The organism is Blautia sp. HCN-20427 (genome assembly GCF_037890365.1).
Lineage (GTDB): Bacteria > Bacillota > Clostridia > Lachnospirales > Lachnospiraceae > Blautia.
The window spans coordinates 1-12,601 of the sequence record NZ_JBBKBX010000020.1; the positions used below are offsets into that span (position 1 = coordinate 1).

At 43.0% G+C, this 12,601-nt stretch carries 12 protein-coding genes, 1 tRNA gene and 1 pseudogene; 9 read left to right on the forward strand and 5 right to left on the reverse strand.

Translation table 11 applies throughout. The annotated features are described in order from the left end of the window. Nucleotides 1-361: 361 nt before the first annotated feature. Nucleotides 362-1,287 (forward strand): annotated as a pseudogene (gene rhuM, locus WKT17_RS12145) (RhuM family protein). A gap of 283 nt (nt 1,288-1,570) precedes the next feature. Here the strand turns inward: rhuM and WKT17_RS12150 are convergent. Both WKT17_RS12150 and WKT17_RS12155 read right to left on the reverse strand, forming a co-directional pair. Beyond that, the gene (locus WKT17_RS12150; protein WP_291681751.1) at nt 1,571-2,905 is read right to left on the reverse strand and encodes an MATE family efflux transporter; all 1,335 of its coding nucleotides are present in this window, start codon (nt 2,903-2,905) and stop codon (nt 1,571-1,573) included. An 86-nt stretch (nt 2,906-2,991) separates the two neighbouring features. Continuing rightward, nucleotides 2,992-3,064 (reverse strand) — tRNA-Lys (locus WKT17_RS12155). Between the two features lie 209 nt (nt 3,065-3,273). Between WKT17_RS12155 and WKT17_RS12160 the strand changes: the two genes are divergently transcribed. Both WKT17_RS12160 and WKT17_RS12165 read left to right on the forward strand, forming a co-directional pair. Next, entirely contained in the window at nt 3,274-3,633 is a 360-nt protein-coding gene (locus tag WKT17_RS12160) for a BlaI/MecI/CopY family transcriptional regulator (RefSeq protein WP_173749448.1), read from the forward strand. Nucleotides 3,634-3,643: 10 nt separating this feature from the next. Beyond that, nucleotides 3,644-4,741: a M56 family metallopeptidase gene (locus tag WKT17_RS12165; protein ID WP_291681755.1), complete on the forward strand. Its 1,098-nt coding sequence runs from the start codon at nt 3,644-3,646 to the stop codon at nt 4,739-4,741. A 131-nt stretch (nt 4,742-4,872) separates the two neighbouring features. On the opposite strand, the gene WKT17_RS12170 is transcribed toward WKT17_RS12165, so the two are convergent. Beyond that, nucleotides 4,873-6,117 (reverse strand): galactokinase, encoded by a 1,245-nt coding sequence (locus WKT17_RS12170; RefSeq protein ID WP_291681757.1) that lies wholly within the window; start codon nt 6,115-6,117, stop codon nt 4,873-4,875. A gap of 183 nt (nt 6,118-6,300) precedes the next feature. On the opposite strand from WKT17_RS12170, the gene WKT17_RS12175 reads away from it, so the two are divergent. Beyond that, nucleotides 6,301-7,191 carry an AraC family transcriptional regulator gene (locus tag WKT17_RS12175; RefSeq protein WP_173749445.1) on the forward strand — a complete coding sequence of 297 codons (891 nt, stop codon included), beginning with the start codon at nt 6,301-6,303 and terminating at the stop codon, nt 7,189-7,191. 69 nt (nt 7,192-7,260) lie between these two features. Here the strand turns inward: WKT17_RS12175 and WKT17_RS12180 are convergent, their stop codons facing one another. Both WKT17_RS12180 and trmB read right to left on the reverse strand, forming a co-directional pair. Then, nucleotides 7,261-7,410, reverse strand: a complete 150-nt coding sequence (locus WKT17_RS12180) for a hypothetical protein (RefSeq protein WP_173749444.1) — start codon at nt 7,408-7,410, stop codon at nt 7,261-7,263. A 61-nt stretch (nt 7,411-7,471) separates the two neighbouring features. After that, the gene (trmB, locus tag WKT17_RS12185; RefSeq protein ID WP_173749443.1) at nt 7,472-8,125 is read right to left on the reverse strand and encodes a tRNA (guanosine(46)-N7)-methyltransferase TrmB; all 654 of its coding nucleotides are present in this window, start codon (nt 8,123-8,125) and stop codon (nt 7,472-7,474) included. Nucleotides 8,126-8,475: 350 nt separating this feature from the next. Between trmB and WKT17_RS12190 the strand changes: the two genes are divergently transcribed. From WKT17_RS12190 to WKT17_RS12210, 5 genes are read left to right on the forward strand one after another with little or no spacing between them, the layout of a single operon-like run. Further along, nucleotides 8,476-8,787, forward strand: coding sequence for a hypothetical protein (locus tag WKT17_RS12190; protein ID WP_173749442.1), 312 nt, complete (start codon nt 8,476-8,478; stop codon nt 8,785-8,787). Between the two features lie 4 nt (nt 8,788-8,791). Further along, nucleotides 8,792-9,832 (forward strand): V0D/AC39 family V-type ATPase subunit, encoded by a 1,041-nt coding sequence (locus WKT17_RS12195; RefSeq protein ID WP_173749441.1) that lies wholly within the window; start codon nt 8,792-8,794, stop codon nt 9,830-9,832. An 18-nt stretch (nt 9,833-9,850) separates the two neighbouring features. Next, on the forward strand, nt 9,851-11,806 hold the full coding sequence (locus tag WKT17_RS12200) for a V-type ATP synthase subunit I (protein ID WP_173749440.1): 1,956 nt from the start codon (nt 9,851-9,853) through the stop codon (nt 11,804-11,806). Between the two features lie 38 nt (nt 11,807-11,844). Further along, nucleotides 11,845-12,276, forward strand: coding sequence for an ATP synthase subunit C (locus tag WKT17_RS12205; protein ID WP_173749439.1), 432 nt, complete (start codon nt 11,845-11,847; stop codon nt 12,274-12,276). 13 nt (nt 12,277-12,289) lie between these two features. Then, nucleotides 12,290-12,598 carry a V-type ATP synthase subunit F gene (locus WKT17_RS12210; RefSeq protein ID WP_173749438.1) on the forward strand — a complete coding sequence of 103 codons (309 nt, stop codon included), beginning with the start codon at nt 12,290-12,292 and terminating at the stop codon, nt 12,596-12,598. The last annotated feature ends 3 nt before the right edge of the window (nt 12,599-12,601 follow it).

The window sequence follows — 12,601 nt, forward strand, 5'->3', positions numbered from 1 at the left end:
TAATTTCTGATTGACTTTCACCGTCGCTTCAGTTATATTATTGTTAGCGATTAGATTGCAGATATTTGTAAATCCTGCAATCGGGGAGGGTGTCGAGGACCCTCTCCTTTTTCTTTATGTCAAAAGACTATTTGTGGAGAAGCACATATGAGTAAACCATTTATTACATACACCGTGCAGATTAAAGAACTTAAGAATGAAAAAATCTTATAAAATAGCTTGCCTAATATACTCACCGCTGTTGAGCCATCGCAGGCTCAACGATGGTCAAATACTGTAATAAGTTGCAGTATTTATTTAACCTATGGAAACATTTTATTAAAAATAATTCTGATGATTAAGGATTGGATGATGATATACAATGGCTGAAAATAATAAATTGCAAATCCGAAATAGCACCGTAGATTTCCTTGTTTTTACAAGAGATGCGCACGAAGATGGTATCGAAGTTCGTGTGCAGGATTCCGATGTTTGGCTGACACAAAAAGCGATTGGGCAGCTTTTTGATGTAGACAGAAGTGTCGTCACAAAACACCTTAAAAATATTTATGAAAGCAAGGAATTATCTGAGGATTCAACTTGTGCAAATTTTGCACAAGTTGCGGATAATGGCAAAACCTATCAATACAAGTTTTATTCCCTATCTGCTATTATTGCAGTTGGTTATCGCATCAACTCTGGCAGAGCAACTCAATTCCGGCAATGGGCAACAAAAGTGCTAGATACCTTTACCAGGCAGGGATATGTTTTGGATAAGAGTAGATTAATCAACGGCCAAATCTTTGACGAGGATTATTTTGATCATCTGATTTCTGAGATACAGGAAATTCGAGCCAGCGAGCGCCGTTTTTATCAGAAAATCACGGACATCTATTCCACTGCCGCTGACTATTCCCTTGATAGTCAAATTACCAAAGATTTCTTTGCAACAGTACAAAATAAGATGCACTATGCCGTTCATGGTAATACCGCAGCAGAGGTCATTGTAGCAAGAGCGGATCACACCAAAGAACATATGGGATTAACATCTTGGCATAATGCTCCCCACGGAAAAATTGTAAAGCCAGACGGCATATCCCTATGACGATGGCAGATTGGGCCTCCAAACTGGATGCATTCTTGCAATTCAACGATGCGGAAGTCCTGCAAAACAAAGGAAAGGTCACTGCCGCAATCGCCAAAGCATTTGCAGAAAGTGAATTTGAGCAGTATCGTGTTATCCAAGATTGTTTGTATCAGAGCGATTTTGACCGCCTTGTAGCCAGAACTGAAGAAAACAAAGAATAGAGGGCGATTGTCTGTCAGTAATATCCCATCCGACAACCCCCGCGCCCGTCAGGACAAGGTTCGGAATGAGATAATCACTTTCTTGAGATAAAATATCTGAAAATATTAACACTGTATCGGAATATCTATGCCCTCCATGAACGACTGTTTTCATATCGAACTTATATTGATATTCCAGATACACTATCACATAAGAAATCAGCTATTTCAAAAAATGGTTCAAAATACAGATATAGAAAGAATGATTTCTTTAACGTTGTTATCGCATTTCGTTGTTTGCTTCCTATATCATACTTCTCTTCCAACTTCCCTTTTTATAAAATCCCACAGAAAGCAGGGTTCCAAGCGTCCAGCCCACAGGCCAGGAAAGCCAGATTCCCACAGCGCCCCAGAACTTTGCAAAAACAAATGCCAGCACTACTCGCAGCAGCAAATCTGCAAAAGTGCTGACCATGAACGCTTTCATGGCTCCGCTGCCTCTTAACACCCCGTCTGAGGTCACCTTCAGGCAAATCAGGAAGTAAAAAGGCGTTACAATTCTACAGAATTGAATTCCCGTATTACGGGCAAGTTCCGTACTGCCCTCGTTCATAAACATATCCAGACACGGCCCGGCAAAACCGAACAGGAGGATAAAAGCCACCGCTGCAACCCCAAGAGCCAGAAGAACTCCTGTCTTAAATCCTTCTTTTACCCGCTGGGTCTTGCCTGCCCCCATATTCTGGGCCGTAAAACTGGATACACTGTTTCCAATGGTTGTGAAACAGGTAATACTAAACGTATTCAGCTTAATAGCCGCCGAGTATCCTGCAATAACCGAGGAACCATAGCTGTTAATCAGCCCCTGGATAAACATGTTTCCCACGGAAACAAAGCTCTGCTGCAAAATACTGGGAACCGCTACCACCGCAATCTTCTTCAATTCCGAAACACTAAACTTCGGATATGGTGCCTCTGTCCGGATTTCCCCTATCCGCTTTTTCAAAACAGCCAAAGACAGAAGACATGCCACACCCTGAGCCAGAAAGGTCGCCCAGGCCACACCTGCCACACCCATATGAAAATCTGCTACAAACAGCCAGTCCAGAAAAACATTGCCCAGAGAGGATGCAATAAGAAAATACAGGGGTGTCCTGCTGTCCCCCAGGCTGTTAAAAATTCCTGTTGCTACATTATAAAGAAATAAAAACACAAAACCGCCAATGTAAATCTGCAGATACAGCTTACCGTCTGCAAAAATATTTTCCGGTGTATTGACCAGCCTCATCATACCGCCGGAAGCGAAAATCCCCAATACCATCAGCAGCGCAGACAGCACAAAGCCACTGATAATAGCTGTGGAAACTGCGGATTTCAGGTTTTCGTACCGCTTTGCCCCAAAAAGCTGGCTGACAATAATGGTACAGCCTATTTGACAGCCAATGGCAACTGCCATAAAAATCATGGTAATGGGATAGCTGGCTCCTACTGCCGCCAGAGCATCTTCCCCTGCAAATTTTCCGGCAATGACACTGTCGGCAATATTATACACCTGCTGAAAAATCACCCCGATAAACATAGGAAGCGAAAATCGCCATAGTACGGAACCGGGACGTCCTGTTGTTAAATCTTTTATCATATCGTATTCCTTTCCTGCAACACACTTCTGCCAAACAAAAAACACCGTCCCCGCAGCTCTACGTCTGCAAAAACAGTGCCTTTCAGTGCGCCTTCAGGGACTCGAACCCTGGACAAATAGATTAAGAGTCTACTGCTCTACCAACTGAGCTAAAGGCGCTTGTTTATTTATTTGTATTGCTTAATGCAAGAAATATTATAACCGATTGATTTACAAAATGCAAGATTATTTTTAACATTTTTATGTTTTTATTTTGAAACATTTTATAATTCCTTTACAAATAATTTGTTTTGTGGGATTGACAGATTTGGACTATCGTGATAGTCTAACAGTATACTATTGCAATAGTCTAAGAGAGGTAACTAATTATGAACATCAAAATGTATGAATCTGAATTACATGTCATGGAAGTTTTATGGGAAAGAGGTGATTTGCCGGCAAAAGAAATTGCCGGAGTTCTCAATGAGAAAATCGGTTGGAACAAAAATACCACTTACACAGTGATTAAAAAGTGTATCAGCAAAGGCGCTGTCCAGCGTTACGGAACAAATTTTATGTGCAGACCGCTGATTACCCGGAAACAGGTGCAGGTTTTTGAAACCAATGAATTAATCGGCAAAGTCTTCCACGGCTCCCGGTTGGAATTTTTCAATACTTTTCTAAAAGAAGAAACCTTTACACCGGAAGAACTGGATGACCTGAAAAAGCTGATTCAGAAAATAGAATGAGGGAATTTCTATGGTTTATTTTGAAATTGGTCTATATATGCTTTTGCAGCTGCCTTTTTTGTATCTTATCCAAAAAACGGCGCTGAAAAACTGTTCCGGAAATAAGAAACTGCGGCTCTGGAAGCTTTTTATAATCCGTGCCTTTGTGCCCTGCTCGATTCCGTTTACCATTGGAATCACACACACACTTCCTCTTTCGGGCAGTACAAACACAACTTACACAGGTACAAAAGAAGGCCTTTACAATGCCGCAAAACACCGTTGGGATTTTACATCTGTCTTATTGGGTATCTGGATAGCGGTTGCTCTGACACTGCTTTTCCTCTATCTGCTGCTATATGCCAAAAGCAAACAGATTTTACTGCAGTCCGTACCTATGACAGAAGAAGAAATACAAGCGTTTCTGCCCGTATGGGCTGACTGGAAAGTCCCCCTTTCTTACTCTGACCAGTGTACTTCTCCAGTAGTCTGCGGTATCCGAAAGCCCGGAATTGTGTTTTCCCGTAATGCGAAGGGTTTATCCGTATCAGATAAACGACTTATCCTTCTTCACGAATACATGCATATCAAGGGGCATGATAATTTGTGGAAATTCCTTTCCGGTCTGGTTGTTTGTCTCTACTGGTTCAACCCTCTGGTGTGGCTGTTCTATTTCAAATTCAGTCAGGAACTGGAGTTATGCTGTGATGAACGGGTTCTGCACTTTCTGCATACTGCAGACGCACGGAAAGCCTATGCCAACAGTATTCTGCACTTTGCTGTTTTAAGAAACGGATTCCCTCTATTTGAAAGTGGATTCGCAAAGAACGAAACAAAAGAAAGGATTGTAGCCATTATGACTTATAAAAAACATAAAAAATTTTTATTCTCCGCTTCTGCGGCTCTGATATTGTGCGGTATCACTTTGTTTACTGCACCGCATATAAAAGCTCAGGAAAGCAACGATGTCAACACACCCATGACCGTGCAGAATAACGACGAGACAAGTATGCAGGCCGAACTGCCGGAGGAGGAACTATCGGAAGAATATCCGTCGGACGCTGCCGATGCCTTTGAAACAGCTGACTTGAATATCGCAGATGCAAATCTGGATGGACTTGTAAATTGACAGCTTTTCATGAAAGAAATCGTAGAATTTGTGCGGAGTATGAAAAAGCCCATACAACGAAATAATTGATAAAAGGCTGTTGTATCCATATAAAACAGAATACAACAGCCTCTAAATTTAATTTCATTCCTTTATTTTTCCAAATGCACAGCCCCATATTTCCGAATACGCAGCGGATAAATATTCTCCTTATTCATAAACTTGGAGAGATACTGTACATATGCCTCTACATCTTTTTCCGAAACAATACTCATAATCACTCCCGCAAATCCGCCGCCATGAACTCTGCAGCATCCGTCTTTGACTTTTTTCAGGAAAAATTCAGTCAAAGCCAGATACAGCGTAATTTTCTGCTCTTTATAGTTGGACAGAGAGCAGCAATTCTGCAGAAGTTCCCAGGAAGACCTGCCGGATTCTTCCAGAATCTTTAACAGTTTTTCACCGTTTCCTTTGGCAATGGCTTCTGCCGCCTGATTTACTCTGTCGTTTTCTGTAAAGAAATGAAAAGCTCTCAGAATTCCTCTGTCGTTTTCGCAGTCTTCCAGAATTTCCGGCAGTTTTTCCATAAGAGTTTCCATGTCGCTTTCCGCCAGTCTGGATACCCCCAGACACTTGGCAATTTCCTTCATCTCTGCCGGAACGTCACTGTACTCCTGACTTAAATCTGCATGTCCTTTCCCTGTATTTACAATCACCAGGCGGTATCCGAAATCTTCAAAGCCAAAATTCAGCTTCTCATAAGACACATCTTCAGAAAAATCCAGCAAAATCGGGCCGCCAACAGCACAGGCCATCTGATCCATAAGTCCGGAAGCCTTGTCCCAGTAGTGGTTTTCTGCATATTGGCCGATTTTCGCATAACTGGTGTAATCCAATTTTCCATCATTGAAAAAATAATTTATCATAGAACACAATAACATTTCAAAAGATGCGGAAGAGCTGACACCGGCAGAACTGATAACTTCTGTGGAAATATAAGCCCGGAAACCGGAAATCTGGAATCCAAATTCCTGCACTGCTTTTATCATTCCCGCAACCAGGGAAACCGTTCCATGGTTTTTGGGCACTTTATCCACTTGTGTCACATCAATCACTACGCGCTTTTCATAGCCTTCGCTGACAATTTCCACAATCTTGCTGTCATTGGGAAACGCGGCGCCGATGGTATCCATATTGATGCTGGCTGCTATGACTTTTCCTCCGTTATGGTCTGTATGGTTTCCCACAATCTCTGTTCTTCCCGGCGCAGAGAAAAATTCCATCTGGCTGCTCTGAAAACACTTTTCATAATTTTCCGCCAGTTTTTCAAAACGCTGGCTGCTCTTTTCCGTTTCCCCGTACACTTCTTTTAATAACATCTCATTTGGTATCTGCATATCCCATTCTCCTTCATTTTTATTGCCTGACGCTTTCTACTTCCCATTATATCCGTCCCACCAATCGCCGCCATAAAAATACTGCACAAAACCAGTAATATATTGCGAAAATATTTTAATTATAGTAACATAGAAAGAAAAAACAGAATTATATTGAGATATTCTGTCTTATGGGAGATTGTCATGCAGATTGTTACCAACCAATTTCAGAAAGAATTAAAAGAACATGGAAATTATGCTTTTCCCCTTCTGGTCAGTCAGGAAAGCCTCTCTAAATATGAATCCGGTTCCTTCCTCTGGCACTGGCATCCGGAAATTGAACTGACTTACATTACCAGGGGAGAAATGACTTACAAAGTCAACCACAACACCTATCATCTGCACCCAAAGGACGCGCTGTTCGGCAACACCGGAACCCTGCACATGGGCTGCCGGTATGAAAATCAGGACTGCGAATATACCTCCATTACCTTTGACCCCAAATTAATCTACGGATATGACAACAGCATTGTTTACCAAAAATACGTAAAACCTGTGCTGCAAAATTTCTCACTGCCTGCCATACACTTAAATGGAGCAGAGTCCTGGCACGCGGAGGCCTTGCATTGTATTGAGGAAATGATTCGGATAAATACGGAACAGTCCCGCACTTTTGAAATAGAAATGATAGTGAAATTAGAACAGTTCTGGCAGCTTTTGTTTCTGCATGCTGTCTCTGCTTCAGAAGAAATGCCTTTTGACAAGCGCAATTATGAAAGAATACGGGATATTTTATCTTACATTGAAAACAACTATGCTTCGCTTCTGACTCTGGATGATATTGCTGAGCACATACACCTGTGTAAAAGCGAGTGTTCCCGCATGTTCAAAAAATATATGAAAATGTCTCTGTTTGAATTTATTTTGCAGTATCGCATTGAAAAGAGTGTGGAATATCTTGGGAACACCAGTTATACCATAACGGAAATTGCCCAGCGGGTGGGTTTTCATGATTCCAATTATTTTACTAAGGTGTTTCGGGCGCAAAAGGGATGTACCCCGTCGAAATTTCGGAAGAATATGCAGGACTTCTGAATACCATACACAAAAAGGGCGCAATTGCAAGTATTCCAACGCTTTGCAATCGTGCCCTTTTCTTTCTTTTCACTTCTTCTTAATCCGCACCGTTCCCAGTGTCTTCTCTACTTCTTCTATGGATTTCAGCACCTCTGCCGACTTCTTCCCGGTTCTGCGGCTCTCATAAGCCCACTGGAAAAGCGCACCCTGCATGCCGCTGCCTTTTTTCCTTGCCATACGCACCTGCACAAAGTTTCTTTTCTATATCTTATGTCTTACACATTCCCTGGTGCAGGTTCTATCTGGCTGCAATCAGCTTGTGAATGGGATTTCCCATAGAGGAAAATTTCTCCTCATACTCGGTCATCACATTTCCCTCATTGAGCGCCGGGTCATGGTGCAAATCAAAGGTATGGGCCACCAAGTGCCACTTACTCTCCTGAATTTCCTCCAGAGAAAACTCAAACAACTCGCGGTTATCCGTCTTAAATTCTATCACGCCTTCTTTTGCCAGAATCCGGTCATATCTTTCCAGAAACTGCCTGGAAGTCAGTCTGCGCTTGGCATGGCGCTCTTTTGGCCAGGGATCGGAAAAATTCAGATAAATCTTTTCCACCTCTCCCTCATCAAAAACAAGGGGAAGCTCTCTTGCATCCATGCGTATAAAAAACAGATTCTTTGGCCGAGTTCCCTGCTCTTCCCTCTCTTCCATTTTCTGTAAAGCCCGCAGCAGCACACTGTCGTACATCTCGATTCCCACAAAATTCACAAGGGGATTTCTCTTGGCCATATCCATAATAAACCGGCCTTTTCCCATGCCTACCTCGATGGAGATGGGATTGTCATTGCCGAAAACTTCCCGCCATTTCCCCTTTTTCTCCTGTACGTTGTGAACAACATAGTTACTCTCTTCAATGGCGTCCTTTGCACCCGGTATATTTCTAAGCCTCATTGGGTTTTCCTGCCTTTCATGGTCATTTTCACTTTAAGAGTATAGCTGATATATACGATAATTTTCAAGAGATTTTTGAAAAATACAGATTGCATGAACGTTCCATAAACCACGAAAATCCGTATCATTCTGTGGCATAAATATTTTTCTCCTCATTTCGTCGTTTTTCTCTCTATCGTCTTTCTCTTTCTGCATTTTTTTTGCATTTAAAATAGATTCCCTCTGTTTTTCATATATTTTCTATTCATTCTACCTGAATTTTCCAAAATCGAAATACAATTTCATATGACTTTTTCTCTAAAATGGTGTATGATAAACAGTGCAGAATATATTATGAAGGAGGAGAGCCTATGGAAGACATTATCAGCAAGCTTGCAGAAATAGAAGCTGCCGCCTCCCATATTATGGACGATGTCGCAGAGCAGAAAAAACAACTCGCCCGGGAATATGAGGAATCCATTCAGAACTTTGATGATACCATAGACAGGGAAGTTCAGGAAAAGTCTGAGACTATCCGCAGAGAACTGGAAGTCCGAATGAAAGACGAACTGGCAAAGCAAAGGTCTGAAACGGAAACTGTTTTAAGCCAGATGGAAAGTTACTACGAAACTCACCACTCCCAGCTGGCAAAGCAAATCTATGATAAAATATTAAGGATGTGATACTATGGGAAGTCTGCTTTCATACAGCGGTCTGTCCACGAAAATCCGTGCCATGCAGAGTAAACTCATCCGGGAAAGCCAGTATCAGGAGATTTCCCAGATGGACTCCGTTACCCAGGTGGTTGCCTATCTGAAAAAGCAGCCGGGATTTTCGGATTTGTGGGCCGACCTTGACGAAAACAGCCTGCACAGAGGCGATATAGAAAAGCTTCTGGTTCATACCATACATCAGAATTTTGCCAAACTGTACCGCTTTGCCAACCCTCAGCAGAGAACTTTCATGGCCCTGTATTTTAAACGCTATGAACTCTCTGTCATGAAGGACTGCCTGCGGAAAGTCTTTGACAAGGGTCACGCAGATTTGGATTTGTCGCTGTTCAAAGAATTTTTCGACCGACATTCCAGACTGGACATTGAAAAGCTGGCTGCCTCGTCTACAGTTGCAGAATTTATCAGCAATCTGCAGGGTTCTGAGTATTATGCCCCGCTCATAAAACTGGGCGGCGACTCCACACCCAGTATTTTTGATTATGGTATGGCGTTGGACCAGTATTACTTTGCCAACATCTGGTCTGTAAAAGAAAAACTGTTTAAAAAACGGGATTTGCAGGAAATCACCAAAGCCTATGGCAATAAATTCGACATGCTGAATCTGCAATGGATTTACCGTTCCAAAAAATATTACCATATGGCGCCGGTGGACATCTATGCACTTCTGATTCCCGTTCATTACCGCCTCACCAAAAAAGAGATTTCTTCGCTGGTGGAGGCCGCGGATGAAGAGGAATTTCGGAGAGTTCTGGATACCACTTACTATAAGAAACGTTTCCCCGCCCTTGCCCCGGAGAAACTGGAAGATTTCTACAATCTGAATCTGAAAACGATTCTGGAAACAGAGGCAAGAAAATATCCACACTCAGTAATTATGATTTACTCATACCTCTATCACAAGGAGCATGAGGTTGACAGGCTGACAACAGCGGTCGAATGTGTCCGCTATGGACTTTCACCTGCTGAGACCATGGATTATATTGCAAAAACTTAATAACTCGGAGGTGATTACATGATTGAGAAAATGAAATTCTTAAGCATTACCGGTCCGAAATCCGACATTGACCGAGTGGTAAACCAATACCTCTCCAAATACGAGATTCATCTGGAAAATGCCATGGCCCAGCTAAGCCAGATACAGCATTTATCTCCTTATATCCAGATAAATCCATATAAAGATTTGCTCTCCAGGGTCAATGAATTCGCCGGACTGCTGAAGAATCCCAAAGATGTTCCCGTGGGGGATATTTCTCTTGAGGAAATTCAGGCTCTTGTAGACTCTCTTGGCAGCCGAATTTCCAAAATCAATGGAACATGCGAAAAACTCGCCGAGGAACGCGCTTCTCTGACAGAGGATTTGAAGTGGATGACTCCGTTTCTCACTCTGCCGGAAGATATCGACAAGCTGATTCATTACCGCTTTGTCCAGGTGCGTTTCGGAAGAATCCCGGTAGAATATTACGGCAAATTTAAAGAATACGTTTATGACAACCTGGATACCATGTTCTTCCCCTGCCATCAGGACGATTATGTATGGGGACTTTACTTCGTGCTCTGGACGAAAATGGAACAGGTGGACGCCGTGTTCTCTTCCATGCATTTTGAACGTATTTATCTGAAAAAGGACCATTATTTTGGTACACCGGAAAAAATTCATGCAGAACTGGAAGCGCGGCTGGAAAATGTAAACCGGGAATATACCCGCTGCCAGGAAGAAATGCAGGCGCTTTTAGAAGGAGATGCCAAATCCATTCTCTCCGCCCAGGCTGCTTTAAACGCGCTTTCCACCAACTTTGATGTGCGCAAAGTGGCCGCCTGTGTCAAAGAACATCAGGAAACATTCTATATATTATGCGGGTGGATGAGCGAAGGGGACTGCAAGTCCTTTATGGCAGAAATTGAACATGACCCCAACCTGTTCTGTGTGGTGGAGGACGACCAGAACCAGGTTCGCTGCAAGCCCCCTACCAAGCTGAAAAACCCGAAAATTTTCAAACCTTTTGAAATGTATATCAAGATGTACGGTCTGCCGGATTACCATGAAATCGACCCCACCATCTTCGTGGCGCTGACGTATTCCTTTATCTTCGGCATCATGTTCGGAGATGTGGGACAGGGACTTCTCCTGGCAGTCGGCGGTTTCCTGCTCTATAAGCTGAAAAAAATGGATTTAGCCGCTATTATCGGAACTGCGGGTATCTTCTCTACTTTCTTCGGTTTTATGTTCGGAAGTATTTTCGGATTTGAAGATATCATCGACGCCGTATGGCTGCGGCCTTCGGAAGCCATGACTTTAGTTCCGGGACTTGGAAATATGAATACCGTGTTTGTGGCTGCTATTGTATTTGGTATGTTTTTGATTCTCATTACCATGATTTTCCACATTATCAATGCCGTAAAGGTCAAAAATGTGGAGGGTATCTGGTTTGACCAAAACTCGGTCTGCGGTCTGGTGTTCTATGGAGCCCTTACCCTCTGTGCACTCCTGTATCTTACGGGAAATGCCCTTCCGGCAACCATTGTTCTGGCTGTGATGTTCCTTGTACCGCTGGTTATCATTATGTTAAAGGAACCCATTACCCGGCTGGCAGAAAAGAAAACACCTGCCATTGAGGGCAGCAAGCCCATGTTCTTTGTACAGAGCTTTTTTGAATTATTTGAAATTATGCTGAGTTTCCTGTCCAATACCCTTTCCTTTGTGCGTATCGGTGCATTCGCTGTCAGTCATGCCGCTATGATGGGCGTGGTTCTGATGCTGGCCGGTGCGGAAAGCGGAGGCAATATCAACTGGCTGATTATCGTGCTGGGCAATGCCTTTGTATGCGCCATGGAGGGCCTGATTGTAGGTATCCAGGTGCTTCGTCTGGAATACTACGAAATGTTCAGCCGTTTCTACAAGGGCAGCGGCAAGGAATTCCGTCCTTTCTTAAAGCATATAAACAGCAGACGGACTTCCGAAGAGGCATAAACCATACAAATTCATTTGATTTATAGGAGGATATTATTATGACAACCATGATTCAGATTCTTACAGCAGCAGCTTTGATTTTAAGCATTATCGTACCTTTCGGCGCTTTCTTTTTAGGAGAGAAAAATAAAAAACGCTATAAAAAATCCCTGGCCTGCAACTGTTTCTTCTTCTTCGGCAGTCTTTTCGTGGGAACGATTGTGATGCTCAGCGGCACTATGACTGCACATGCAGCCGCAGGCGGAGCTGATTTGGCCACCGGTATGGGTTACATCGGCGCGGCGCTGGTTACCGGACTTTCCGGCATTGGTTCCGGTATTGCGGTTGCAAGCTCTGCCAGCGCTGCTTTGGGAGCTATCAGCGAAGACGGTTCTCTTTTTGGTAAATCCATGATTTTCGTAGCTATGGCCGAAGGTATTGCTTTATACGGTCTGATTATTTCTTTCATGATTCTTGGTAGACTGGGATAACAGGTGATGTCTTATGAAAATGTTTTTAATCAGTGACAACATTGACACCTATACAGGTATGCGTCTGGCAGGTGTAGAGGGGGTTGTGGTGCATGAGCGGGAGGAACTCCGGCAGGCTTTAGAGAGCGCCATTTCAAACAAAGAAAACGGTATCATTCTTCTGACCGAAAAATTCGGCAAAGAGTTTCCCGATATTATTGACGACGTGCGTTTAAACCACCGTCTCCCCCTGCTGATTGAAATTCCTGACCGGCACGGTACAGGACGCGCCCCGGACTTTATTACTTCTTATGTAAACGAAGCTATTGGACTAAAATTATGACAA

Excerpts from the sequence above, each read along its gene's own strand:
- WKT17_RS12190 (WP_173749442.1), top strand. The coding sequence starts at position 8,476 with ATGGAAGACATTATCAGCAAGCTTGCAGAAATAGAAGCTGCCGCCTCC.
- WKT17_RS12205 (WP_173749439.1), top strand. The coding sequence starts at position 11,845 with ATGACAACCATGATTCAGATTCTTACAGCAGCAGCTTTGATTTTAAGC.
- WKT17_RS12150 (WP_291681751.1), bottom strand. The coding sequence starts at position 2,905 with ATGATAAAAGATTTAACAACAGGACGTCCCGGTTCCGTACTATGGCGA.
- WKT17_RS12170 (WP_291681757.1), bottom strand. The coding sequence starts at position 6,117 with ATGCAGATACCAAATGAGATGTTATTAAAAGAAGTGTACGGGGAAACG.
- WKT17_RS12180 (WP_173749444.1), bottom strand. The coding sequence starts at position 7,410 with ATGGCAAGGAAAAAAGGCAGCGGCATGCAGGGTGCGCTTTTCCAGTGG.
- trmB (WP_173749443.1), bottom strand. The coding sequence starts at position 8,125 with ATGAGGCTTAGAAATATACCGGGTGCAAAGGACGCCATTGAAGAGAGT.
- WKT17_RS12175 (WP_173749445.1), top strand. The coding sequence starts at position 6,301 with ATGCAGATTGTTACCAACCAATTTCAGAAAGAATTAAAAGAACATGGA.
- WKT17_RS12195 (WP_173749441.1), top strand. The coding sequence starts at position 8,792 with ATGGGAAGTCTGCTTTCATACAGCGGTCTGTCCACGAAAATCCGTGCC.
- WKT17_RS12165 (WP_291681755.1), top strand. The coding sequence starts at position 3,644 with ATGGTTTATTTTGAAATTGGTCTATATATGCTTTTGCAGCTGCCTTTT.
- WKT17_RS12160 (WP_173749448.1), top strand. The coding sequence starts at position 3,274 with ATGAACATCAAAATGTATGAATCTGAATTACATGTCATGGAAGTTTTA.
- WKT17_RS12200 (WP_173749440.1), top strand. The coding sequence starts at position 9,851 with ATGATTGAGAAAATGAAATTCTTAAGCATTACCGGTCCGAAATCCGAC.
- WKT17_RS12210 (WP_173749438.1), top strand. The coding sequence starts at position 12,290 with ATGAAAATGTTTTTAATCAGTGACAACATTGACACCTATACAGGTATG.